This window comes from Nonomuraea sp. NPDC049625, from assembly GCF_040675285.1.
Taxonomy (GTDB): Bacteria; Actinomycetota; Actinomycetes; order Streptosporangiales; family Streptosporangiaceae; genus Nonomuraea; species Nonomuraea angiospora_A.
This window is the reverse complement of sequence record NZ_JBFAOQ010000004.1, coordinates 45,487-68,213: the sequence shown is the minus strand read 5'-3', so window position 1 is coordinate 68,213 and position 22,727 is coordinate 45,487. Positions and strand designations below refer to the sequence as shown.

At 70.5% G+C, this 22,727-nt stretch carries 16 protein-coding genes; 11 read left to right on the top strand and 5 right to left on the bottom strand.

Features of this window, described 5'->3' with window-relative positions; all coding sequences use genetic code 11:
• Positions 1-47: 47 nt before the first annotated feature.
• Entirely contained in the window at positions 48-1,682 is a 1,635-nt protein-coding gene (locus tag AB0J87_RS18810) for a pectinesterase family protein (RefSeq protein WP_363966727.1), read from the bottom strand.
• Positions 1,683-1,929: 247 nt separating this feature from the next.
• On the opposite strand from AB0J87_RS18810, the gene AB0J87_RS18805 reads away from it, so the two are divergent.
• The 5 genes from AB0J87_RS18805 to AB0J87_RS18785 all read left to right on the top strand — a co-directional run bounded on the left by AB0J87_RS18805 (position 1,930) and on the right by AB0J87_RS18785 (position 6,723).
• Positions 1,930-2,481, top strand: a complete 552-nt coding sequence (locus AB0J87_RS18805) for a hypothetical protein (protein WP_363966725.1) — start codon at positions 1,930-1,932, stop codon at positions 2,479-2,481.
• A gap of 166 nt (positions 2,482-2,647) precedes the next feature.
• Complete coding sequence (locus AB0J87_RS18800) at positions 2,648-3,931, top strand: sugar ABC transporter substrate-binding protein (RefSeq protein ID WP_363966723.1); 1,284 nt, start codon at positions 2,648-2,650, stop codon at positions 3,929-3,931.
• A gap of 200 nt (positions 3,932-4,131) precedes the next feature.
• Positions 4,132-4,992 carry a sugar ABC transporter permease gene (locus tag AB0J87_RS18795; protein WP_355201073.1) on the top strand — a complete coding sequence of 287 codons (861 nt, stop codon included), beginning with the start codon at positions 4,132-4,134 and terminating at the stop codon, positions 4,990-4,992.
• 2 nt (positions 4,993-4,994) lie between these two features.
• Complete coding sequence (locus tag AB0J87_RS18790; RefSeq protein ID WP_363966720.1) at positions 4,995-5,813, top strand: carbohydrate ABC transporter permease; 819 nt, start codon at positions 4,995-4,997, stop codon at positions 5,811-5,813.
• Between the two features lie 31 nt (positions 5,814-5,844).
• On the top strand, positions 5,845-6,723 hold the full coding sequence (locus tag AB0J87_RS18785) for a nucleoside hydrolase (RefSeq protein WP_363966718.1): 879 nt from the start codon (positions 5,845-5,847) through the stop codon (positions 6,721-6,723).
• Positions 6,724-6,726: 3 nt separating this feature from the next.
• On the opposite strand, the gene AB0J87_RS18780 is transcribed toward AB0J87_RS18785, so the two are convergent.
• A complete protein-coding gene (locus AB0J87_RS18780) occupies positions 6,727-8,238 on the bottom strand; it encodes a serine/threonine-protein kinase (protein WP_363966716.1) in 1,512 nt (503 codons plus the stop codon).
• A gap of 257 nt (positions 8,239-8,495) precedes the next feature.
• Here AB0J87_RS18780 and AB0J87_RS18775 point away from each other — a divergent pair, with 257 nt between their 5' ends.
• Positions 8,496-10,850, top strand: coding sequence for a LuxR C-terminal-related transcriptional regulator (locus tag AB0J87_RS18775; protein WP_363966714.1), 2,355 nt, complete (start codon positions 8,496-8,498; stop codon positions 10,848-10,850).
• Between the two features lie 8 nt (positions 10,851-10,858).
• Positions 10,859-12,967, top strand: a complete 2,109-nt coding sequence (locus AB0J87_RS18770; protein ID WP_363966713.1) for an AAA family ATPase — start codon at positions 10,859-10,861, stop codon at positions 12,965-12,967.
• Positions 12,968-13,008: 41 nt separating this feature from the next.
• On the opposite strand, the gene AB0J87_RS18765 is transcribed toward AB0J87_RS18770, so the two are convergent.
• Positions 13,009-14,106, bottom strand: coding sequence for a LacI family DNA-binding transcriptional regulator (locus tag AB0J87_RS18765; RefSeq protein WP_363966711.1), 1,098 nt, complete (start codon positions 14,104-14,106; stop codon positions 13,009-13,011).
• Positions 14,107-14,338: 232 nt separating this feature from the next.
• On the opposite strand from AB0J87_RS18765, the gene AB0J87_RS18760 reads away from it, so the two are divergent.
• The 4 genes from AB0J87_RS18760 to AB0J87_RS18745 all read left to right on the top strand — a co-directional run bounded on the left by AB0J87_RS18760 (position 14,339) and on the right by AB0J87_RS18745 (position 18,893).
• Complete coding sequence (locus AB0J87_RS18760) at positions 14,339-15,568, top strand: plasmid pRiA4b ORF-3 family protein (RefSeq protein WP_363966709.1); 1,230 nt, start codon at positions 14,339-14,341, stop codon at positions 15,566-15,568.
• Between the two features lie 144 nt (positions 15,569-15,712).
• Positions 15,713-15,877 carry a hypothetical protein gene (locus AB0J87_RS18755; RefSeq protein ID WP_363966707.1) on the top strand — a complete coding sequence of 55 codons (165 nt, stop codon included), beginning with the start codon at positions 15,713-15,715 and terminating at the stop codon, positions 15,875-15,877.
• Between the two features lie 508 nt (positions 15,878-16,385).
• Positions 16,386-18,371 carry an alpha/beta hydrolase gene (locus AB0J87_RS18750; protein ID WP_363966705.1) on the top strand — a complete coding sequence of 662 codons (1,986 nt, stop codon included), beginning with the start codon at positions 16,386-16,388 and terminating at the stop codon, positions 18,369-18,371.
• 81 nt (positions 18,372-18,452) lie between these two features.
• Positions 18,453-18,893: a hypothetical protein gene (locus tag AB0J87_RS18745; protein ID WP_363966703.1), complete on the top strand. Its 441-nt coding sequence runs from the start codon at positions 18,453-18,455 to the stop codon at positions 18,891-18,893.
• Positions 18,894-19,209: 316 nt separating this feature from the next.
• Here AB0J87_RS18745 and AB0J87_RS18740 read toward each other — a convergent pair whose 3' ends face one another.
• Both AB0J87_RS18740 and AB0J87_RS18735 read right to left on the bottom strand, forming a co-directional pair.
• Positions 19,210-19,419, bottom strand: a complete 210-nt coding sequence (locus tag AB0J87_RS18740; RefSeq protein WP_363966701.1) for a hypothetical protein — start codon at positions 19,417-19,419, stop codon at positions 19,210-19,212.
• Positions 19,420-19,725: 306 nt separating this feature from the next.
• Positions 19,726-22,662 carry a glycosyl hydrolase gene (locus AB0J87_RS18735; RefSeq protein ID WP_363966699.1) on the bottom strand — a complete coding sequence of 979 codons (2,937 nt, stop codon included), beginning with the start codon at positions 22,660-22,662 and terminating at the stop codon, positions 19,726-19,728.
• Positions 22,663-22,727: the final 65 nt, after the last annotated feature.

Genomic DNA, 22,727 nt, shown 5'->3' with positions numbered 1-22,727 from the left:
ACCCGCCACCACCCCGACCCGGTTACCGGGAGGCGCACTGCCCTGGCTCAGTGGTCGGAGCCGTATCGCCCCGATCCGATGGCCGGGATGCGCCGCCCCGATCCGATGGCCGGGATGCGCCGCCTTGGCCCGGTGGCCGGGAGGTGCACCTCCCTGGCTCGTTCTCTGGGAGGCGTGTCGCCTTGGTTCGGTGGTCGGGAGGTGCACCGCCTTGGTCTAGCGGCCAGGAGGCGCACCGCCCTGGTCCGGTGGCCGGGGTGCACCGCTCCGGTCCGGTGGCCTGGAGAGGTACCGCGGCGGTCCTTTCGCCAGGAGAGCGCATCGCCTTGGTTCGGTGGCCGGAGGTGCGCCGCTGCCCGGCTCAGCGTGGCCGGGGGGTTCCAGCCGCCCAGGACGAACGACGGGTCGCTCCACTTCTCCGCCTCGGCGGTCGTCAGCTGGCGGGAGCAGGGCAGCCGTTGCGCGGTGTCGATGGCGCGGCCGGTGGTGAGGTCGGTGCTGCCGTACTCCCAGAAGGAGAGAGTCTGTGCCTGCGCGCAGTCGTTCGGGTCGATGGCCCAGCCGACAGGGGCGATGTGGCCGTCCATCTCGGTGTCGATGAACACAGCCTGGCTGTGCGTGAACCGCCACACGGCGCTGCGGCTCAGCACCACCGAGCCGTCCGGGACGCCGGGGGCGCGCGTCAGCTTGGTGCGGACGAACACCGAGCCCGGCCGGGTCGCGTCGTTGCGGCTCTGCGAGATGTAGCCGGCGTCCGTCGACTCCAGCACCGAGTCCTGGATGAACACCGTGCCGGTGCCCCACACGAAGTCGGTGTCGCCGCTGATCCGGCTGCCGGTGACGAACCCCTTGCCCTGCAGGCGCAGGGTGTCCTGGTGGCTGCGCAGGTCCACGCGTTCGAGTGCGATCCGCTCGTTGTTGCCCCGGAACGCCTCCGCCTGCGAGCCGCCGTCGGGGGTCGTGTTGTGAAGTGTGAGGTTCTGAATCCGGAAGTCCGCCGCGTCCACCCCGAACATGGCCCGCCAGCAGTTGTGCAGGTCCGAGGTCTCCAGCACGCGGCGCGGGCACACATCGGCGGGGCCGCCCTGGCGAAGTGCGGCGTCGCCATTGCGCAGATCGTTGTTGGCGTACTGGATCACGGTCCGGCCCGCGCCCGCCCCGCGCACGGTGATGTGCGGCCGGTCCTCGCGTACGTAGACGATCTCGGTGTAGACACCCGGCCGTACGTCGATCGTCACAGGCGACTGATTGCCGGTCGGCACGGCATCGACGGCGCCCTGTACCGTACAGAAGTCCCCGGTCCCAGTCCCGGAAACCGTCAGGTGCCGGCTCTGAACCCCCCGCTTCCGGGTATTGAAGCCCCACCTTCCGGCTTCCTGCACCCCGCCGAACCCCGCGAACACCTCGGGGTCGACGGTGACGTAGTACTCCTGCCCGTACTCGAGCTGCCGGTGCAGGTACACGTTGGCCGTGTTGCCGTCGATCATGATCGATTCGTACGAGAAGTCGTGCGGCAGGCCCGTGTCGGAGACGGCGGCGCCGATGTTCTTCTTGTCTGCCTTGGCCGCGGCGGCTTCGACCCGATCGACCAACGCGCCGTCGGTGACCCGGCGCACCTCGATCGCGCCAGAGGAACCCAGCGTCGGGGGTGCCGGGAAGCTGATCTTCAACGGCGCGTCCACGCAGGTCCCCCTCGCCCGCCCGGGCACCGAAAATCGCACCCCCGCTCCATCGTCAGTGTCTGGTCCGCCGAGGGTTCCCGCCACATTGGGCACATCCCCTCCGCTGAGGGCCCCCGCCCCATCGGCCGCGGTTGGTTCTGTGAGGGTTCCCGCCGCATTGGGCACATCCCGTCCGCTGAGGGCCCCCGCCCGATCGGCCGCGGTCGGTTCCGTGAGGGTTCCCGCTGCCTCGGTCGTGGTTGGTCCGTTGACGCTTGCCGCCCCGATGGCGGCTGCGGCTCCGCTGGTCGTCGCTCTGTCGATGGCGGCTGTGGCTCCGCTAATCGTCGCTTTGTCGATGGCGGCGTTGGCTCGGCTGCTGGTGGTCGTGGCTCCGTCGATGGTGGCTGGGCCCCTGTTGGTGGTGGCCGCTGCCGCGGTGGTGGTGGCTGTCGTGCTGGCGCTGGTGGTCGCTCCGTTGGGGGTGGCTGTGGTTCTGGTGCGGGTGATCGTCCCGCCGGTGGTGGTTGTGGCTCGGCGGTGCCGGTCACGGTGGACGGGGGCGTGTCCGGTGGTTGTCCTGGCGGTGGTGGGTGAGGTGTTGCTGGTGGTCGTCCTGGCGGTGGTGGTTGTGGCTCTGCTGGTGGTCGTCCTGGCGGTGGTGGCTGAGGTGTTGCTGGTGGATGCGGTCTCGGCGCTGGCTAGGGGGGTCGTTCCCGGGGAGGTGAAGGGTGGGGGAATGGGGGATAAGGCGAGCGCTGCGGTGAGGAGCGCGGTGATCGGGGCCTTCACATTCACCTCTCTGAGAGCGAATGGATAGTTGACTTTGAATATATATGTAGACGTCTCGACAAGATCGGTCAAGAGCGGGAGGTCTTGTCGGTTCGTGGGGGTTCGTGGCATGCTGGGCGGCCATCGTGGATGTGACACGTGTAGAGTCGGCGCTTGACCTGGTCAGCGGCCGGAAGGCTTGAAGGAGCAACGCCATGAAGAAGAGCCTGGCCCTGGTGAGCCTCCTGGCCGTGCTGGCGGCCGGGTGCGGATCCGGAGGAGGCGGGGGCGGGGGAGATTCGGCGTCGACGACGCTGCGGTTCGTCGGGCCCGAAGATCCCAAGACGTTCCAGCCGGTCATCGACGGGTTCCAGGCCAAGAACCCCGGCGTGAAGGTCGCGTACACGCAGATCCCCTTCGACCAGCTCAACAGCACGCTGCAGCAGCGGCTGGCCGCCAAGGACGACACGATCGACGTCTACACCGTCGACCAGCCGCGCGTCGCGGCGCTGGCCACCCGGGGGTTCCTGGTCGATCTGAGCGACTGGAAGGACCGGGTCAAGCAGGCGGCCCTGCCCGCCCAGTACGAGGTCAACGAGCACAACGGCAAGCTCTGGTCCGTCCCCATCTGGACCTCCGACCAGTTCCTCTTCTACAACAAGACCCTGCTGAAGAAGGCCGGGATCACCCCGCCGCCGAGCGACCCCGCCAAGCGCTGGACGTGGGAGCAGACGATCGAGGCGGGCAAGAAGGCGCAGGCCGAGGGTGGCGCCCAGTGGGCGTTCATCCCCGAGCAGATCGAGCAGTACTACCAGCTGCAGAGCCTGGCCGAGTCGCTCGGCGGCGGCTCCGGGATCACCGGGCCCGACATGCTGACGCCCGACCTGACCACCGACGGCTGGGTGAAGGCGATGACCTGGTACCGCGACCTGTTCGCGAACAAGCTGGCGCCGCGCGGGGTCGGCTCGTTCCAGACCTCGCCGCTGTTCAGTGAGGGCAAGGTGGCCTTCTTCGCGGGCGGCCCGTGGGACGTGGGCGTCTTCTCGGGGGCCAAGGACCTCGACTGGGGCGTGGCGCCGTACCCCTACTTCAAGGGCGGCAAGCAGGTGACGCCGACCGGCTCGTGGTCCTGGGGCATCAACCCGGCTTCGGAGAACCAGCCGCTCGCGCGCAAGTTCCTCGAGTACGCCTCGCTCGACCCCGAGGGCAACCTGCTGACCACGAAGGCCACCACGATCATCCCGTCGAACCGGGCCGCCTTCGAGAAGTACGTCCCCACCCTCGACGCGCTGGGCGGTGACAAGAGCAAGGGGGTCGGCGAGATCCTCACGTACGACGCCGACAACACGGCGGTCGCGCGGCCCAGGTCGGTGGGGTACATCCAGTTCGAGGACATAATGACCAAGGCGTTCGCCGACATCCGGAACGGCGCCGATCCCAAGACCCGGCTTGAACAGGCCACGCAGGAGGTCAAGACGGCCTGGGCCCAGCTGCGATGACGGACGCGTCGGATAGGCACCTGTCCTCTGGAGGCGGAGGCGGAGGCGGAGGCGTGGCGGGCGGGCGGCCGTCATCCGGAGGCGGAGGCGGAGGCAAGGACGAAGGCGTGGCGGGCGGGCGGCTGTCGTCCGGAGGTGGAGGTAAAGGCGGAGGCGTGGCTGGCGGGTGGCCGTCGTCTCGGCGTAAGCGGAGCGGCCGGGTGGTCGGGCGGCCGGTGCTGGTGTCGCTGGCGTTCCTGGCGCCCGCCCTGGTCGCGCTCCTCGTCCTCCGGCTGATCCCCGCCGTCATGGCGTTCGCCAGCAGCCTGAGCCACACCAGCCTGGTCACCGGCGAGACCACGTTCGTCGGCCTGGGCAACTACGCCACGCTCTTCGCCGACCCGACGTTCCTCCAGAGCGTCCGCGTCACGCTCGTGTTCAGCCTGATCGTCAACCCGCTGCAGATCGCCGCCGCCCTGGCCCTCGCGGTCCTGTTCACCCGCCGCTTCGCGGGCGTCCGGTTCCTGCGGGTGCTGGTGATCCTGCCGATCGCGGTGCCCCCGGCGGTCTCGGCGGCGATCTGGAGCGTCGCGTACCGGCCGGACGGCCTGCTCAACTCGGTGCTGAGCGTGCTGGGCATCCCGCCGCAGCCGTTCCTCACCTCGCCGGGCCAGGCCCTGTGGTCGCTGATCGTGCTGCTGTCGTGGATCGGCGTCGGCTACTGGATGATGTTCCTCATCGCCGGGCTCCAGGACATCCCCACCTCCCTGTACGAGGCCGCCGCGATCGACGGCGCGTCGGCCTGGGCGCGCTTCTGGCACGTCACGCTGCCGCTGCTGCGCAGGCCGCTCGCGTTCGTGCTGGTGGCGGACACGGTCTCGAACTTCCTCGTCTTCGCTCCCGTACAGATGCTGACCAACGGCGGCCCGCAGGGCTCCACCAACGTCACCATGTTCGACATCTTCACCCGCGCCTACTCCGTGGGCGACCTGAACCTCGCCCAGGCCGAGGTGATGCTGCTCGTGCTGCTCGTCCTGGCCGTGGTGATCGTGCAGTTCCGGCTGCTCCGGGGGAGGGACTGACCGTGTCCAGACGTCTGTACGCCCTGCTGGGCACGATCATCGGCCTGGCCTTCGCGCTGCCCCTGCTCTGGGCCCTGTCCAGCTCGTTGCGTGGCGGCTCGGAGATCTTCCGCCACATCTCGCGGCTGTCGTGGGAGACGCTCGTACCGGCCGTTCCCACCCTCGGCAACTACGCGAGCCTGGTCACCGGCGACTTCGGCCGCGCGATACTCAACTCCCTGCTCGTGGCGCTGGCCACCGTGGCCGTGGGCCTGCTGATCTCGGCTGCGGCCGCGTTCGGGCTGTCGGCGGTGCGGTTCAGGGGCCAGGGGGCGCTGTTCGCGATCGTGGTGCTCAGCTTCCTCATCCCCTTCGACGCGATCGCGATCCCGCTCGCCACGCTGTTCCGGGACTGGGACCTGACGAACACGTACGCCGGGCTCATCCTCCCGGGCCTGGGCCACGGCCTGGCCATCTTCCTGCTGCGCCAGTTCTTCCTGGCCATCCCCAAGGACCTGGTGGAGGCGGCGCGCATCGACGGGCTCGGCTGGTTCGGCGTGTTCGCCAGGATCTACCTGCCGCTCTCGCGTCCCGCCCTGGTGAGCGCGGGCCTGACGCTGTTCATCTTCCAGTGGCAGTCGTACGTCTGGCCGCTGCTCATCGGCACCGACGCCGAGCACCAGCTCGGCCCGATCGCCTTGGCGAACATGCGTGGCCAGTTCACCATCGACTACGGGCAACTGTTCGCGGGCTCGATCGTGCTGACGGTCATCCCGCTGCTGATCATCCTGCGCTTCCAGCGTCACTTCACGCAGTCCATCGCCACCACGGGCCTCAAATAACCTCCGAGAACAACCTCCGAGAAGGGTCTCCATGAGTTCTTCGACCATGCGCGTCATCTTCGACACCGACATCGGCTCCGACGTGGACGACGCGCTGGCGCTCGCCGTCCTGCTCGGCTCGCCGGAGGTGGACCTGGTCGGCTGCACGACCGTCTACGGTGACACGTTGCTGCGGGCGCGCCTGGCCAAGCGGCTGGTACGTCTCGCGGACCGGTCCCTGACCGTCATCCCGGGGGCGGCCAGGACCCTGACGGACCGGCCCGTCTGGTGGGCGGGTCACGAGGGCAGGCTCTTCACCGACCTGGAGACCGAGGCGGTCGACTCCGGGGACGCGGCGGCGTACCTGGTGGACCAGGTGAGCCGGGCGCCCGGCCAGGTGGACGTCGTGGCGGTCGGGCCCCTCACCAACCTCGCCAACGCCCTGACGGCGTCGCCGTCGTTCGCCCGGGACGTCCGGCACCTGTGGATCATGGGCGGCCGCTTCAACGACCCCGAGCCGGAGCACAACCTGCGCTGCGACCCGGAGGCGGCGGCCATCGTCTTCGGCTCGGGGGCGCCGATCACGGTGACCGGCCTGGAGATCACCACCACGGTCCGGATGGACGCCGCCGACGTGGCCGCCGTCGCGGGGGCCGGGGCGCTGGGGGAGGCGCTGAAGGCGGAGATCGAGCAGTGGTGGCGGTTCTGGAACGAGGAGTGGAACAGCCCGCACGACCCGATCACGGTGCTGAGCATGCTGGCGCCGGACCTGTTCGCCTTCAGCCCGGAGGGCCGGGTGGAGGTGGGGGCGGACGGCTCCAGCACGTTCGTGCCCGGGGGCGGCCGTACCCGGGTCACCGTCTCGGGCTCGCCGGAGCCCATCGCCCAGGAGATCGTCCGCCGCATCGTGGCCGCCGCCGCGAGGGCATGATCATCATGACAGCCGGCAGGCCGTCTCCTGCGAGTACGCGTACTGAGGCTCCTCGGCGACCGCGTCGCGGCCCTGGTACTTCCACTGGCACACCGCCGTCGCGGTGATGGGTTTGTTCGTCATGCCGAAGCACGACAGCGAGCTCCAGTTTCCGGCGGCCATGCTGTAGCCCTGCGCTTTGCAGTATTCATGGGCGTCGTTGAAGGTGATCGAGCCCTGGGAGGGCGCCGGCGGGCTGCTCGGGGGCGGTGTGGTTCTGGTCGGCCTGGTCGTGGGCTTGCGGGTCGGCTTCTTGGTCGGCTTCTGGGTGGGCTCGACGACCGGGGCTTTCGTACGCGACGCCCTGCGGGTCGGGCTCGACGTGCCGCGCGGGACGGCGCTCGTACTGGGCACGGCCTCGGCCGCCGACGACCGCTCGATCTCCGCCGGGGCGGGTGTGTCCTGCGTGGTCGGCGTTTCAGGCGCGCTGGAGGAAGGCAGGGCCACGGGCACCGACGCCACCGCGGTCGCCGCGGTCGTCCCGGTCGCCTTGCTGCCGGACGCGGCGGGCACGAGCGCGAAGTAGCCGGCTGCCGCGGCGGCGACGAGCAGGGTCGCGCCCGCCGTACCCATGACCAGGCCGCGCCTGCGGCCGTCCGCCTTCTGAACGGCGACTGCCGGGCGTCCCGGCCGGCGGCTCACCGGAACGGTGTTCCAGAGCGGGGACGGCAGAGCGCGCAGGCGTTCGATCACCTGAGCGGCGGTGGGCCGCCGGGCCGGGACCTTGGACAGGCACTCTTCCAGCAGCGCCCGCACCGCCCCGTCCAGCCCGCCGAGGTCCGGCTCGCCGTGCAGGATCGTGTGCAGGACGGCGGGGATCGACTCGCCGGTGAAGGCGTGCTGCCCGGTGGCCGCGTAGACCATGGTCGCGCCCCAGGCGAACAGGTCGCTCGCGGGCCCGATGTCGCCGCCGGAGATCTGTTCGGGCGCCATGTAGGCGGGGCTGCCGATGGCCTGGCTGCTGACGACCGACTGGCTGAGGTCCAGCGCCCGGGCGATGCCGAAGTCGATGACGACCGGCCCCTCGGGCCCGAGCAGCACGTTGCCGGGCTTGAAGTCGCGGTGCACCACGCCGGCCTCGTGGATGGCCATCAGGGCGGTCGCGGTGTTGATCGCCAGCCGCTGCAGGGCGGCCGCCCCGCGCGGCCCGTTGTCGCGTACGGCGTCATGCAGCGACGGCCCGTCCACGAACTCGCTGACGATGTACGGCCTGCCCCCGAGAAACCCGCAGTCGAGGATCTGGGCCGTGCAGAAGGGCGCCACCCGCCTGGCGGTCTCCACCTCGTGCAGGAACCGCTTCTGCTCCCGGTGGTCGGCCATCAGGTGCGGGTGCAGGAGCTTGACCGCCACCGGGCCGCCGTCGCCGCCGCGCCCCAGGTAGACGGTGCCCTGCCCGCCTACCCCAAGCCGCCCTTCCAGGCGGTGGGACCCCACCGTCCTGGGATCCTCGGCCAACAGGGCCAACACTTCGGCCACCAAGCCTCCAGCCCGTCAGTGGGCCAAGATCGTATCAGAGCACCGCCAAGGTCAGTTAAGTGACAAGTCAGACACGCAGCGCAAAATTTGTTCCACGCGCGAGGCCGGGGTTGCCCATGATTCGGTACAAGGTCCAGATATGCCCGTTGGCCACGCATATCGTCCGGGTCATCGGCGCCCGTCCTGGGCATATGTTGGTTATATCGGCTCTTGGTCACGTAAGGTGACCCACTCGCTGGAGCCGATGCGAGGCATCGATGACCATTGCCACGTTGCGCGCCTCGGCGCAGACGTACGCCGGCGGTCTGCCCGCTGAGGTGACCAGTTTCATCGGGCGTCGGCACGAAGTAGCGGCGATCAAGCGCTTGCTCTCCGAGGCCCGGATGGTCACCCTCACCGGTCCGGGCGGCGTCGGCAAGACCCGGCTGGCCCTGCGCGTCGCCACCGACCTGCGGCGGGCCTTCCCCGACGGGGTCTGGCTGGTCGAACTCGCCGAACTGGACAACCCGGCACTGCTGCCCCAGGCCACGATCGCCGCGCTGAAGATCCAGAGTCACACCGCCCGGCCGCCCCTCCAGGTGCTCACCGAGCACCTGTGCGCGCGGCGGGCGCTGGTCGTCCTGGACAACTGCGAGCACGTCCTCGACGAGTCCACCGTGATGGCCCAGGCGCTGCTGCGTTGCGCCCCGGACCTGCGCATCCTGGCCACCAGCCGGCAGCCGCTGGGAGCCGTCGGCGAGCAGGCGTTCCCCGTGCCGACGTTGCCGCTGCCGGGCTGCGACTCCCAGCCTGACACGGCGTCCGCCATGTCCGACGCGGTACGGCTCTTCGCCGAGCGAGCCACGGCCGTGCTGCCCGATTTCACCGTCACGAGCGAGAACCAGGACATGATCGAGCAGATCTGCCGTCGCCTGGACGGTCTGCCGCTCGGCATCGAGCTCGCCGTCGTACGGCTGCGCGTGCTCTCGCTCCACCAGCTGCTCGACCGGCTGGACGATCTGTTCGGGCTGCTCAACACGGGGCCGAGCGCCACGGTGTCCCGCCACCGGACGCTCCGCGCCCTGATCGACTGGAGTCATGGGCTCTGCACCGAGCACGAACGCCGGCTGTGGGCGAGCCTGTCGGTGTTCACCGGCAGCCTGGATCTGGAGGGGGTCGAAGCGGTCTGCGCCGGGGCCGGCATCGCCCATGACGAGATCCTCGATCTGATGATCGGCCTGGTGGAGAAGTCCGTCCTGATCCGCGAGGAACATCCGTACGGAGTGCGATTCCGGCTGCTGGACACGATCCGGCAGTACGGGCGCGAGCGCCTCGTGGCCTCCGGGCAGGAGCAGGAGCTGAAACGCCGGTATCGCGACTACTACCGGCGGCTCTCGCGTGAGGCGCAGGCGCAGCTGTTCGGCCCGGCGCAGGCGCGGCTGCTGACCCGGTTGCGCGTCGAGCACCCCAATCTGCGCACCGCCCTGGAGTACTGCCAGGCCGAGCGCGCCGGGCTCTGCATCGACATGGCGAGCGACCTGCTCGACCACTGGATCACCAGCAGCCACCTGGGCGAAGGCCGCGACTGGCTCGAACAGGGACTCGCGCAGCCCGCCGCCCGGTCCGAGGTCAGGGCCCGGGCGCTGTGGGCATGCGGCTCGCTCGCCATCATCCAGGGCGATCAGGCCTCGGCCGTCGGGTTGCTGGCCAAGAGCAGGACGCTCGGCGAGAAACTCGGGCTGGAACCGGTGCTCGGCTACGTCGCGCTCTACTCCGGAATGGTCGCCATGCACGCGGGAGACACCGAGTCGGCCGTCAAGTCCTTCGAGGAGGCGGTGACCCATCATCGCGCCGGTGGAGACCCGGCGGGCCAGGTCCAGGCGCTGACCTGGCTCTGCCTGGCGCACTCGTTCCTCGGCAGTTCGGACAGCGCCGTCGCCGCCGCCGAGGAGGGCATCGCCATCTGCGACGCCCACGGCGAGAGCTGGCACCGGGCGTACACGATGACGGCGCTCGGCATCGAACGCTGGCGCCAGGGCGACGTGCGGGGCGCGACCGCCTTGGAGCAGGAGAGCCTGCGCGTCTTCCACGCTCTGGACGACTCGGTCGGGGTCGGGCTCACGATCGAGGTGCTGGCCTGGATCGCCGCCGCGCAGGAGGAGTACCCGCGGGCCGGCGCGTTGCTGGGCGTTCTGCGCAACGTCTGGGAGGCGATCGGCACGCCCCTGCTGGGATTCGGCCACCTCGTCCGGTACCACGACGAATGCGAGGACCGTACCCGCCGGGCTCTTGGCGAACCGGCCTTCCAGACGGCCGTCAAGCGCGGGACCAGGCGCTCCGCCGACCAGGCGCTCGCGTACGCCCTCATGGAGGAGGCGCCCTCGCGCGGCCCGTCCGGTGAGGAGGACCAGTACACGCCGCTCACCCCGCGGGAGACCGAGATCGCCCAGCTCATCGCCCGGGGGATGCGGAACAAGGAGATCGCGGCGGCGCTGGTGATCGCTCAGCGCACCGTCGAGGGCCACATCGAGCACATTCTGTGCAAACTCGGCTTCAACTCCAGGACCCAGATCGTCGGCTGGGTCGCGGAGCAGGCCCGCCGCACCGGCGAGAGGCCGCCCGGCGGCGAGTGATCATGTCCGTGAAAGACACGATCTGGAGCGCTCCGGACGCCGAGGAGCCGGCGGCGGACCGGCGGCAGGCCGACACTCCCGGCTTCGTCGGACGACGGCACGAGATCGCCCAGGTCAGGCGGCTCCTGACCAAGACCCGCCTGCTGACCCTGACCGGCGTGGGCGGGGTCGGCAAGACCCGGCTGGCGCGACGCGTCAGCGAGATCCTGCCCCGGAGGTACCGGGAGGGAGTCCGGCTGGTGGAGCTGGCCACCATCGACGACGAGGACCTGCTGGCCCCGGCCGTGGCCGCCTCCTTGGGCATCCACGACCGCACGCCGGACCTCGAGGCCCAGCTGATCGAGCACCTGGCGGACAAACAGCTGCTGCTGGTGCTGGACAACTGCGAGCATCTGCTCGGCGCGTGCGCCCGGCTGGTGGAGCAACTGCTGTACGGCACCTCGCGGCTGCAGATCCTGGCCACCAGCCGGCAGTCGCTCGGAGTGTACGGCGAGCGGGTGCTGCCGGTGCCGTCCCTGCCGATCCCGCGGCCCGGCGACCGTACCCGCGACATCGCCCGGCGCGACGCCGTGCGCCTCTTCACGGAGCGGGCGGCGACGATCCGGCCGGGCTTCCACGTCGACGCGGCCAACGCCCGGGCCGTCGCCCGGCTGGCCCGGCGCCTGGACGGGATCCCGCTGGCCATCGAGCTGGCTGCGGTACGGCTGCGGACGACCTCCGTGGAAGACCTCGTGAACGAGCTCGACGAGCGCCTGGACGCGGCGGCCCTGCCGGCTGGAGAGGTCGGCCCCGGCAGGCTGGCACGCCACCAGACCCTGCGGGCGACCATGGAGTGGAGCTTCGGGCTGTGCTCGCCCGGCGAGCGGCGGCTGTGGGAACGGCTGTCGATGTTCCCGGGGGGAGTGGACGTCGAGACCGCCGAAGCGGTCTGCCCCGGGCAGGGACTGGCCCGCGAGGACGTGCTGGATCTGATGATGGGGCTGGTGGACAAGTCCATCCTGGGCGTCGCGGAGCCGCACGGCGCCGGGGCCCGTCACCGCATGCTGGAGACCATCCGCGCGTACGGCCGCGAACAGCTGCCCCCCGCGCACGCGGAGGCGCTGCGCGAGCGGTACATCGAGCACTATCGCCAACTGGTCGAGCAGGTGCGCGTGGACCGGGTGGAGCCGGGCCAGATCGATCGCATGCGGAAGCTGGAGCCGGAGCTGCCCAACGTACGCGTCGCGCTCGACCTCTGCTTCGGCCGGCCCGGCGACGCCGCCGCCGGTCTGGAGATCGCCGCCGAGCTGTGGGCCAACTGGCTCGTCGCCGGTGGTCTCAGCGAAGGCCGGTACTGGCTGAAGCGCGGCCTCGCGCTCGTACCCGGATCGAGCGTCGCCAGGGCGATGGGCCTGTGGGCCGACGGGCTGCTCGCCCACTACCAGGGCGATGCGGCGGCGGCCGACGCGCGGGAGTGCCTGGCGCTCGCGCGTCAGTTGAGGGACGAGAGGGCACTCGCGTTCGCCGTCCAGCTCTCCGGCGTGGCGGCGTTGTCGGAGGGTGACGCCGAGGGCGGGCTAGCGCTCCTGGAGGAGGCCCGTGCCCGGCACTGGGCGAGAGGCGACGTCCACGCGGTGGGGGTCACCCTGTATGTCGCCGGCCTCTTCGCCGCCACGATGCGCCCGGACCGGGCCGCCGAGTACGGCGAGGAACTCGTGACGTTGTGCGAGAGGCGTAACGCTACGCTCTTCCGCGCGTACGCATTGTATGCGGTCGGCATGGCCCGCTGGGAGCAGGGCGACTTGCAGCAGACCGAGGCCAGGATGCGGGAGGTGGCCGCGTTCTGGGGCGCCGCGGACGACCGGTGGGGCCTTCCGCAGTCCCTGGAGGTGCTGGCCTGGACGGCCGCGGCACGTGGCCGGTACGAGCGGGCCGCCCGGCTGCTGGGAGCCGCCCACGTCCTGTGGGAGGCGGTGGCCGCCTCTCCGGCGCGGATGCGTTACCAGGCGAGATCGCACCAGGAGTGCGCCGAGCGGGCCCGCCGGGAGCTGGGGGCTCAGGCGTTCACGGCGGCCTTCCGGGACGGCACGCGGCTCGGGCTCTCCCGGGCGATCGCGTACGCACTGGAAGAGCCGTGACAAGCCGCTGCCCGCGGCCTGCGTGATCAACGGCTGGGGGATCAGCGGTGCAGGCGGGGCTCGGGGCAGCCGCAGGAGCCGCGGGTGACCAGCGTGGCGGAGAAGATCTTGGTCACCGGCTCCACACCCTCCGACTCGATGGCGCCGACCAGCGTCTCCGTAGCGTGGCGGGCCATCTCGTCTATCGGCTGGCTGATCGTCGAAAGCCCGGGCACCGTGTACGCCGCCTCCCGAGCCCCGTCGAACCCCACCACCGCCACGTCCCCGGGCACCCGCAGCCCGAGATCGGCAGCGGCCCGCATCGCGCCGATGGCCTGGCCGTCGATGGAGGCGAACAGGGCCGTGGGACGCGAGGGCGACGACAGCAACCGGAGCGCGGCCTCGTAACCACCCTCCAGACTCAACTCGCCTTCCTCGACCAGCCCTGCCTCCTTGGCGAGCTCGACCCCCTCGACGGGCCCCGCCCCCTTGGCAAGCTTCCCCTCCTCGACCAGCCCCGCCTCTGACCCGGCAGCGGCCTCGGCCTCCTGGAGCGCGCGGCGCCAGCCCGCGGCTCTGAGCCGCACAGGGGTGATGTCCAGCGGGCCGCCGACGAAGCCGATGCGGCGATGGCCGTGCTCCAGGAGATGTCGCGTGGCCTGATAGCCGCCCTCCTCGTCGTCCACCGCGAGCCGGGAGAAGAACGGCGGCGCCGCGTGGTCGATGGTGACCACCGGAACGCGTCCCCGCATCTCCTCGGCCTGATCGGCCGAGACCGGCACCCTCATCAGCACCAGCCCGTCGACCTGCCGCTCCAGGAACCCCCTGACATAGCCCTCCGCCCGCGCCGGATCCTCGGCGGAGTTGCCGAACAGCACCGAGTAGCCCCGCTGCCAGGCCACCTCCTCGCAGGCCCGGGTGAACTGGCCGAAGAACGGGCTCTTCCCGCCGGCACTGTCGGAGGCGATCACCCCGATGGTCCACGAGCGCCGCGAGCGCAACGACCTGGCCACCGCGTTGGGGCGGTAACCGAGCTGCTTGATGGCGTCCAGCACACGCTGCCGGGCCGCCGCCGAGACCGGCCGGGGCCCGTTGTTGATCACGTAGCTGACCACGGCGGGCGAGGTGCCCGCCAGCCGCGCCACGTCGTTGCGCGTCACCACTCGCGTCTCACTCCGGCATTCACGAACCCAGCTTATGGGCCGGAACACCCCATACAGGTCCCCCGTGACTCACGAGACTCATGGGTCCCCGGTAGTGCAGGCCTCGGCTTACGAGGAGCCGTGCAGGACCGCCTGGCTGAGCGCGAGAGTCACGTTCCGCGTCCAAAGATTCCAGCATAGGGAGCCTCGCCGAGCAACGAGGAGCGTCCCACTGGTGTTAGCTGGATGAGTGCATGAGGCAGAGGACTCGCCGGTGGTGCGGGAACTGCGCGCCTTCACCGAGTGGGTCGGCGCGGGCCGGAAACTGACCGCCACCGGCCAGATCACTCTGGCCGACGCCAGGACCCTGGTGGACCTGTTGGACACCGGTGACGTGGTCGACCCGGACATCGGTGGGAGGGTGTTCAAGACCACGTCCAGCGCCGAGCTCTCCGGGTTGCAGAGGGTCTTCCTGTGGGCCAGGGCCGCCGGCCTGGTGCGGGTGGTCAAAGGACGGCTGGTCCCGGTGAAGAAGGCCACCCCGACGCTCGCTCGCCCGGCCGCGCTGTGGCAGGCGGCGTTCGAGGCGTTCCCACGGCTGGCGGAGGCCGTGTGCCCAGCCGGGTGGTGGACCTCGCCGTTGCACGAGGAGTTCGCGCCCGTCGTGCGTACCGTGCTGACCCGGTTGTACGGCGGGTCCGCGCCGCTGACGGAGCTGTACGAGCTGTCCTGGGAACGGGCGTCGGCACCGTTACTCATCGAGAAGCCGGAACGCGCCAGGAAATCCAACGACCGGGACACCGAACGGATGCTGAGCGCGCTGGCGCACCTGGGAGCGATCGAGCTGACGAACGGGGAAGCCGCGCTGACCCCGCTCGGCCAGGAGGAGATACGGCGCACGCTGGGGGAGGCCGCTCCGGGGGAACCGGTGTACGAACTCAAGGTCACGCTGCTGGACACCGAAGACCCGGTGGTGTGGCGGCGGCTACGGGTGTCGGCCGGGATCTCGCTGGAGCGCCTGCACCGCATCCTGGCCCTGGCCATGGGATGGGAGGACCATCACCTGCACGTCTTCACCATCGGAGAGCGGCGCTACGGCCGGCCCTCGCTCGAATGGGACGACGGCCTGCTGGACGAGACTAAGACGACCCTGGCCGAGGTGGCGGGCGGCGCGGGCATGCGGATCAGCTGGGAGTACGACTTCGGCGACAGCTGGGAGCACGAGATCGTCTTCGAGCGGGCGGTGGCGGCCGAGGAGGGTGTCCGGTATCCGGCGGTCGTGGCAGGAGAAGGCGCCTGCCCGCCGGAGGACTGTGGCGGGACGTGGGGGTACCGCGAGTTCCGGGCCGCTCTGGCCGATCCCCGTCATGAGGAGCACGAGCACCTGGTGCGATGGGCGGGGTTGACCAGCGCCGCGGAGTTCGATCCGAGGCGTTTCGATCTGGTGGCGGTCCGGCGAGCGGTGCTGAACATCGCTTGATACCCGCTCCACCTGGTCACCAAGAAAGCGAGGGTCGGTGCGCAACAGATGAGCCGGTTACCGCCACCAGGGTCCGTCGTCATTCACGGAGGATGACGACGGACCCTCTGCCGGGTTTGGTGATGGAGGACGCCTACGTCCTGCGTGACTCGAAGAATCCGGACGCCGCTACCAGATCGGGTGCCCCTTGAGGACCGGCTGGAGACGGCCCTCGACCTGCTGTCCCGGGGTGTGGACGTGCAGTGGGGCGAATGGCTGCAGGATGGCCGGTTCGCCACGATCAGCGTGATCTGCTGCCCGAACCGGTAGGTCGCCCACCTCTGCCCGACCCCCTCAGGGAGACCACCGCGTTGAGCGACGTCCCATCACCCGGACATCACAATCGGCCTTGGAGATCGACATCACGATCGAGGAATTCACGGCCCGCACGTGAAGCCGCTGAGAGAGGGGCACGGGGCCATCGAATGGTCCGGCCCGACAGCCAGATGCAAGTCCGTCAGGGTCCGCGGCCACACGTGCGAATGCCTGCCGACGGTGTACGAGCTCTGCGTGGCCGGTGGCCTCGGCCATATCCGCCGAACGGAGAGGTCGTCCAAGGGAGACCGGGTCAGCGAGAGCCCTTGGCTTCGGGAGGCGGAGGTGAAGCACCTGTGGCGCAACCTCCTTGAGGGGGACGCACTAGCGTTCCCACAGGTGAACGAGCGGGGCGGCGTTCTGGAGAAGAGATAGGCCCGATAGTGCGCCTTATCATGCTCGGCCGCTCAATGATGGCCGCCGATAACGGCTGGCTATGACCTGACTCCGTACGGTGGCGACTGTGTCACCGTACGAGGTTGTGGCAGGTGACACGGCAGGGTTGGAGGAGGCCCTGGCGCGGGTGGTGCGACTGGCCGGCGATCACGTCGGCGCGCTCGACTCCAGCATGCGTTACATGGCGGCCCACGCCTGGGTCGGCGGCGGCGCCGCTCCCTTCACTCGAGCCATGGGTGACCAGCGGGCCCGGCTGCAGCGTGCCTTCGAGACCGCGGCCGCGCAGATCGCCGACCGCATCCGCGCCCTCGGCGGGCACGCTGCCCCGCCGTCGCTGTCCACCCCGCTCCCCGCCACTCCATCTACGCGCGGCGGCTACGCCGGGATGAACGTGGAGGCGATGACCCGCATGGTGGCGGATCTGGAGCGGGTTGGGCACGAACTCTCCGCCGCGGGAGGTGTTCTCTCGGCGGCGCTGGGCTCCGCGGGCGTCAGCGCCGCGCCCGCCCAGCAGGTCGGGGACGTGGGCGCCTGGGCCGCCGGCGAGGTCGTCGACCTGCGCAGACGGCTGACCGTGCTCCAGCATCGTCCCGACGGAGAGGCGGCCACCGCGGCCGTGCTCGGCTTCGGGCTGTTCGGCGGGTCCGCCCCCGCCCCGGGCGCTATCGGCGACGTGATGGCCGCCGCCGCAGCCGGCGACACCTCGGCGCTGGAGAAGCTGGTGGCCGCCCAGAACACCGGCAAGGACCTCACCCTCGCCGCCCGGGTCAGCGCCTGGTGGCAGATGCTCGACCCGGCCGCCCAACGGCGGCTCATCGACGCCGCGCCGCAACTGGTCGGCTCGCTCAACGGCGTGCCCGCCGCCACCCGCGACAGCGCGAACCGCGCCTACCTCGCCATGCGCAAGGACGCCATCGCCAAGCGGCTGGCGGAGCTCCGGGCCCTGGACGAGTCCCTGGCGAAGGGGATCATCATGGCGGACGCGTGGCGGAGGATGACCACGCACCGTGAGATCGAGGAGCTGGAGAAGCAGCAGCGGCAGATCGAAGCCGTCACCAAGAGCCTGGCCCTGGGCGGGGTCAACGGCCGCCCGCCCGCGCTCCTGCTCGCCCTCGAACTGGGCGGGCTCGGCAAGGCCGCCATCTCCTTCGGCGACCCCGACAAGGCCGATTCGGTGGTCACCTCCGTGCCGGGCACGGGCAGCACCCTGGAGGGGATCGGCGCCGACGTGGCCCGCGCCGGAACCCTCTGGGACCAGGCGAGCCGTTCGGCCCCCCACGCGAAGACCGCTTCGATTCTCTGGCTCGGCTACACGGCCCCGCAACTCGACGCCGGGATCCTCCGGGCGGACACCTCCGTCGCCTCACCCCATCTCGCCCAGGCCGGAGCCGGCCCGCTGGCCAGCTTCCTGGACGGCCTGCACGCCACGCACCAGGCGGCCGGCACACCCCGGTTCACCGTCCTGGGCCACAGCTACGGCAGCGTGGTAACCGGCATCGCCGCCCAGACGCGGAAGGGGACGTTCGCCGATCAGCTCATCCTCGTGGGCAGCCCGGGGACGATGGCGATGCGGGCGGGCGATCTGGGAGTCAAGCAGGTGTGGGTAGGGGAGTCGCCGCAGGACCCGGTAGCCGACCTGGGGCACTTTCCGTTGAGCGGCGGGCGGCACCCCATCTCGGGCGTCCTGCAACCCGCCCTCCCGAACGGCCCAGGCCCCTTCGGCACCGACCCCAGCAACATCGCCTTCGGCGCTCGGCGTTTCGTTGTCAGCCCTACGCCAGTTTCGGGCTTCCTGGCTTTTACTGGGTATGACATCGGGACACACTCCGGTTACTGGAACGATGAGTCGGTCTCGCTGAGGAACATGGGATTCATCATCGCTGGTCGATATGACCAGGTGACGAAGCTGCCGACGCCGAAGCAGGTGCCGACTCCGACACCCTTGCCGACACCCTTGCCGACACCGTCGCCACCTCCGGCACATCCTTCTCCTGAGCTCGTGTCCCCGCCGTCGCCCAGTCCGCAGCCGTCGCCGACCCCGCCAGGAGACTAGATGTTCCGCTCCGTCAGGTTGATCATCGCAGCCGCGGTTCTCGTCGCAGGATGCGCGCCCGGTGGAGCTCTAGGAGGAGCGATGAACGCATCGGCCGACAAGCCGACGATCACCAAGGCACAGGCACTGGCCCGCATTGAGCAGCTCATCAACGGGACCGTCGCCATCATGCATCCCAAGCCCGAACTGGAGCTGCACCAGCCCAGTCTCAACGACAGCCTGTGCCTCGACCCGGTCGACGGAGGCTCCGAAGATCGGCTCATCATCAATCGCACGTACTACCTGCGCGGGCTGCCCAAGGACTCGCTCAAGAAGGTGATCGTCGAGGTGAAGGCGTACTGGCAAAGCCAAGGCCACTACATCGAGGCCCAGTCCGACAACGGCCTGCAACTCTACGGGCGCTCCCGCCCCGACGACTTCTTCATCACCATCGGTTGGACGGAAGGCGACGTGCTTTCCCTGAGCTCCACCTCTACCTGCCTGTGGCCCAACGGCACCCCCGAGCCCTCGTCCACGCCCTGAACTCAGCAGAACTTTTCCGTTGGGCGATGGGTGATCGAAGAGGCGTCAGGCTGCGTAGCGAGCGATGACATCGAGAGACCCCACCTCGCCACGCTCGATTTTGAGAAACCCTGGCAACACTCACATCCATGATCGCCGCAAAGTCCTTCTGCCCCAGGCCGCGTTCTTTCCGCGCTTCGGCCGGCGGGACGTTCTCCCTGTACCACCGCTCCCAGTTGCCTGCCTTGTCACCGCCCAGGGCGTGTTCAAAAGAGCGGCCCCGCCTGAGCCTCGGCAGCCTCAGACGGGGCTGTTTTGCCGTCCTGTGATCGGTTCGCTAGTTGGTCACTTCGGGTGGGAGCCCGCCGAGCCTGTGCAGCAGCTCGGACTGGATGGTGGCGAAGCGGTCGTTCATATGGCGGCGAAGGCCGGCGAGTTCGTCACCGAGGGCCGCGAGGTCCTGTCTCATCTCGGCCCGGATGTCGGCGAGATCCGTCAGCACCAGGGCGATGCCGATCGTCTTGGAGCTGTCGTCTCCGGGCTGCATGCTCTCCTCGAGCGCCCGGATACGCGTTAGCAAAGCGAGGATCTGTGCCTCTATGTTCACCGCATTCCTGCCTTTGCGAAGGTGGGAAGGGCAATCCCGCACCAGTGCGCGGGTGCAAGGTCTGACGGCGAGCACAGTGCCACACTGTTGGAGTTCGTGCAGGTCATCGCCCCCGTGCTTGGGTGTGGTTGTTTCTCCCGGCGTCCGGCGTGTTTCTCCCGCGGGATGTGAATAGGTGTCGGCGGCTCGGGCGCGAAAGGGGCCGTTCTGGCGAAATGGGAGCAGGGCGGAGGTGAGTTCGGATGCTCATGGTTCGGAGTTCGGACGCAGGCGGGCCTCGACGTACGGGACGAGCCGGACCGGGCCGAGGAGGCCGTAGGGCTGGCGGGTCAGGCCGCCGTAGACCGCCGGGTCCGTCACCCTGAGCCGGTTGCCGAGGGGTGTGGCCACTTCCACCTGTAGTGTGCGGACGCCCCGTCCCAGGTCCACGACCGGGTTGAGCTGGTTCACGGGGTCCAGGCGGCGGCCGTCGGCGAGGATGCGGCAGGTGTCGGTCACCGCGCCGAGATCCAGGTACGCCCCGCTCTCCAGCCGCACATCGGTGGTGTAGACGCCGATGCCGGATGTGTCGGCCAGTTCGGGGATGTCCGACCAGGGGGTGAGTTGGTCGAGGGTTAGTCGGTGCGTGGTCGTGCCCTCCGGACGCCAGTCCTCGACCTCCAGCCGCCACGACGACAGGGGCACCGGCTCGGGCACCGGGCCGATCGTGGTGGTGACGGTGCGGCCGTCGGAGAGCGTCGTGGTGTAGGTCCCGGCGCGGGAGGCGCGCACGACCAGTGTGCCCAGGTCGTACCTCACCAGGTCGGCGTCCGTGGCCACGGCGTGAGGTCCCTGCACCGGGCCGGTCCCGAAGAGGCCGGGGCGGCCGATGGCCAGCACCGTCGACTCGCCCGGGCGCAGCTTCACCCGTAGCCGGATCCCGTCGGTGTCGGCCGTGTAGAGCGCCAGGCGCTCGGCGCGGCCGGTCCACGGGTTCAGGAGGTACGGGACGCCGTCGCGGGCCGTGCGCGCCAGCGTGACGTCGTGGTCGATGGGTGCCACCGGTGGCTTCGGGTTCTCGGTGTGCTTGCCGTTGCAGAGGTAGTAGTAGTCCACGTCGCCGGCCACCCGGCGGGCTGCGAGGAGGGTGGATGCGGTGGCGTAGCGCATGTCGGGACGCACGCCGAGGGTGGCGAGCGCGACCGGGACCTCCGCCTGGTCCGCGACCAGCCGGACGGACGGCTCGGCCAGCAGGTCGGTCAGAACCGCTCGAAGCCGCTCGTTCTCCCCCTCCGCGGCCACCCCCGGCACCGAGGCGGACCGCCACGCGCCGAGGAGTACGACGGGCAGCCCGGCCCGCGCGTACGACAGCAGCCGCCGCGCCACCGCGACCGTCATGGTGCACTCGGAGGCGTAGAAGCGGTCGCCCTCCACGAACAGCGCCTTGTAGGCGGGCCCGGAAGGCGCCAGCCGGCGGCCCGAGACGCGGGCGGACGGCAGGTCGAGCAGGGGCGCGCTGATGAACTGGTGGGTCCACCCGGTGGGGACGCCGCTCGCGGTGAACCAGCCGGCGCCGATGCCGGTCTTGGTGTAGCCGGTCTGCCGCAGCACCGCCACATCAGCACGTGGCGCACCTTCTCGCATGATCTGGTGGATTCTCGCGAAATATCCGGAAATATCGCCGATATGCCGCCAGGTGGGCTGGCGCGGACCCCACGACTCGGCATAGCCGACCGTCCCCGAGTAGGGGGTGAAGGCGGCGAACCCGGGCCAGGCCGCACCCGGCGCCGTGGCGTAGGAGAAACCGTGCAGGACGGTCTGGTTGAGCCCCGCCGCGTACGCGCCCCCCACCGTGCGCAGCAGCTTCGTCCAGGTCGTCGTGTACGCCCCGCCCGCGTACGCTCCAGCCTCGCACGACAGCACCTCTCGCCCCGCCAGGTCCCGGCCCCCGGCCAGGCAGCGGTAGTCGTCGAGGTTCTTGAAGCCGAGCGACTCACCCTCGGCCACGTCGAGGATGGCCGCGGCGGCGATGGCGTCGGTCTGCAGCCCGTACGGCTGCGCCCGCAGCTCCAGGCCGATCGAATGCGCCCAGTCGCGCAGCATCCCGAAGTGGTGCTCGTTGAACAGCTCGGAGACCGTGTCCCAGTAGTCCTTGCGGGCATGCCTGGTCAGCACGGCGCCGTACGCGAAGACCGGATCCTCCTCCGCCAGCACCACCACCGGCAGGAACGGCGCCAGCGAGTACCCCCGCCGCCGCTCGAACTCCGCGAGCAGCCCCGGCGTCCACGGCAGCGCGTCGCTCTCGATCTCGATGGAGTCCTCGAACAGCGCACCGCCCGCCCGCTTCAGCAGCCTCCGCACGGCGGGCGTGAGCAGCGTGGACTCCCAGTAGTCGATCACGGCGCGGGTGCCCGCCCGGCTGAAGTGGTCCACCACGTACGCCTCGGGCACGGTGTGCGGGCCGGACTCGGGACGCTGGCCCGAGCCCCGCTCCCAGTACGCGATCAGCACCCACTCGCCCTCGGCGGGCGCCGTCCAGTCGACGCGCCCGTCGCTCACGGGGACCCGAACCACCGAGGCGGGGTCGAGGCCGGTCTCCTTGCGGGTGGAGTTCGCGGGGTCGAGCCGGGCCGCCTGGACCAGCAGCAGCGTACGCGCGGGATGCCCGGCGACGGCGGGCGGCGGCACCTCACCCGCGTACGTGGCGCCCCCGGCCACGGCGACCGAGCCGTGCGCCAGCTCCTTGACCGCGGCCGGATGCTCGGGAGTGATCGTGGGGACGGCGGCAGGCCAGGACGGGCCGATGGTGAGGTCGATGGTCAGGCCGCGCCGGGCCGCCTGGTCGAGCGCGGCCTCGACGGCGGCGTTCCAGGCGGGGGTGCCCCAGCCGTGCCGGGCCGGGTCCAGCACGGACTTGTCGCGGATGCTGTGGTGCACCGCCGCGATCTCCGCCCCGCCGAACCCGGCGTCCGCGAGCACGTCCACCTCCCGCCGGATCTCGGCGGGATCGATGTGGGCGTCGGGCCACCACCAGCGCACCATCGGCCGCACGGCCCGGCGCGGCCGCGCGAACCAGCCCGCCCCGGGAGGACCGGCGATGGAGGCGGGCGAGCCTGAGGCGAAGGCGGAGGTGGGCGAGCCGGAGGCGAGGGTGACGGCGAGGGTCGCGGTGAAGAGGAAGCCACGGCGCGAGAGGTCGTCCATCAGAGTCTCCCGAGGTAACCGTCGTCTTCAGGCGACGGGGGAATCGGGAGCGGGAGGGCCGTCAA

What these genes read in the sequence shown, in the direction of transcription:
- AB0J87_RS18735 (WP_363966699.1), bottom strand. Translation starts at nt 22,662, where the DNA reads ATGGACGACCTCTCGCGCCGTGGCTTCCTCTTCACCGCGACCCTCGCC.
- AB0J87_RS18740 (WP_363966701.1), bottom strand. Translation starts at nt 19,419, where the DNA reads ATGCAGCCCGGAGACGACAGCTCCAAGACGATCGGCATCGCCCTGGTG.
- AB0J87_RS18800 (WP_363966723.1), top strand. Translation starts at nt 2,648, where the DNA reads ATGAAGAAGAGCCTGGCCCTGGTGAGCCTCCTGGCCGTGCTGGCGGCC.
- AB0J87_RS18745 (WP_363966703.1), top strand. Translation starts at nt 18,453, where the DNA reads ATGAACGCATCGGCCGACAAGCCGACGATCACCAAGGCACAGGCACTG.
- AB0J87_RS18785 (WP_363966718.1), top strand. Translation starts at nt 5,845, where the DNA reads ATGAGTTCTTCGACCATGCGCGTCATCTTCGACACCGACATCGGCTCC.
- AB0J87_RS18775 (WP_363966714.1), top strand. Translation starts at nt 8,496, where the DNA reads ATGACCATTGCCACGTTGCGCGCCTCGGCGCAGACGTACGCCGGCGGT.